The organism is Tessaracoccus bendigoensis DSM 12906 (assembly GCF_900141915.1).
Lineage (GTDB): Bacteria > Actinomycetota > Actinomycetes > Propionibacteriales > Propionibacteriaceae > Arachnia > Arachnia bendigoensis.
The window spans coordinates 1-1,357 of record NZ_FQZG01000152.1; the positions used below are offsets into that span (position 1 = coordinate 1).

Sequence of the window (1,357 nt, forward strand, 5' to 3'; positions counted from 1 at the left end):
TCTCACGCCGCGATTATGCCGACAACCCCCCGACCCAACCAGTTCCGACAAGGGCAGACGTGGTCACGGTCGGCATAATCCACACGTCGGCATAAACGATCAAATGCCGACATCGGCATTTGATCGCTTCGGTTGGGCCGTTGCTGGTGCCTGGGCGGTCGAAGAAGGCGAGCACGTCGGCCGCCCGTCGGTGGAGGGTCCGGCCCAGGCTGACGAGCTCGACGAGGTCTCTCGGGACGCCGGTGCTGACCGAGTCGATCACGCCTTGAAGGAGGAACCGTCCAAGTTGCTTGTCGGGATGTCGGTAAGCCACGACGAGCCGTTGGTAGATACTCCATGTCGCGTAGACCTCGGTGTGCTGTTCGTCGGCGAACAGTGCCTCCAGTCGGGCGACTTGCTTGTCGGTGAGTAGATCGACGCCGGTGAGCAGGGTGCGGCGGGCGCGGTAGAGCGGGTCACCGGCGCGGCCCCGATGCCCGCAGGTGTCTTGCTGGACGCGCTGGCGGCAGCGGGTGAGCGCTTCGCCGGCGAGCCGGACGACGTGGAACGGGTCCATCACCGTGGTGGCGTTGCCGAGTTCCTCGACCGCCGCGGTCTTGTAGCCGGTGAATCCGTCCATCGCGACGACCTCGATCCCCTTGCGCCAGGCTCGGGGGCGGGCGGCGAGCCACGTCTTGAACACCTGTTTCGAGCGTCCCTCGACCATGTCCAACAAGCGCGCCGGACCGGTGCCGTCCCTGGTGGGGGTGAGGTCGATGATCACGGTGACGTATTTCTCACCATGGCGGGTATGGCGCCAGCAGTGCTCGTCGACCCCGATCACCTTGACCCCGTCGAACCGGGCCAGGTCGCTGATGAGGACGCGCTGTCCTTCTGCCAGCACGGCGTCGTTGGCGGTGTTCCACGCGACGTCGAGACCGGCGGCGATCCTGGACATGCTCAGGTGTTGGACCACAAGTCCTTCCAGTCCCCAACGCAGCGCCGCACGCGACAGCTTCGAACGCGGCTCGGCTGCGGCACTGGTGTCTTGACGCCACACCCGCCCGCACTCGATGCACCGATAGCGCCGGAGCCGCACGTGCAGCACGGTAGGGCGCCACCCCAGCGGGACATGCGACAAGAGTCGCACCACCGAGCCCCGGATGAGGCCCTGGCCGCCGCAGTCTCGGCACCAGTCGTCGGCGTCGACCGGGCGGCAGGCCAGGATCGCACGGTCGGGTTCGATGCGCTGGCCGGTGACTTCCAACCCGAGGCCGTCGAGACGGCAGAAACTAGTCAGATCAGGGCACGTGAAGGTAGCGTCGGACACGTCGAGGTCTTCCAGATGGGGAGCGTGAGAACTTCCATCTTCGGAGGG

At 66.4% G+C, this 1,357-nt stretch carries 1 pseudogene; it reads right to left on the reverse strand.

Annotated elements, in window-relative coordinates:
* Positions 1 to 100 precede the first annotated feature (100 nt).
* Positions 101 to 1,309 (reverse strand): annotated as a pseudogene (locus BUC15_RS18860) (ISL3 family transposase); the annotation flags it as partial.
* Between the last annotated feature and the right edge of the window lie 48 nt (positions 1,310 to 1,357).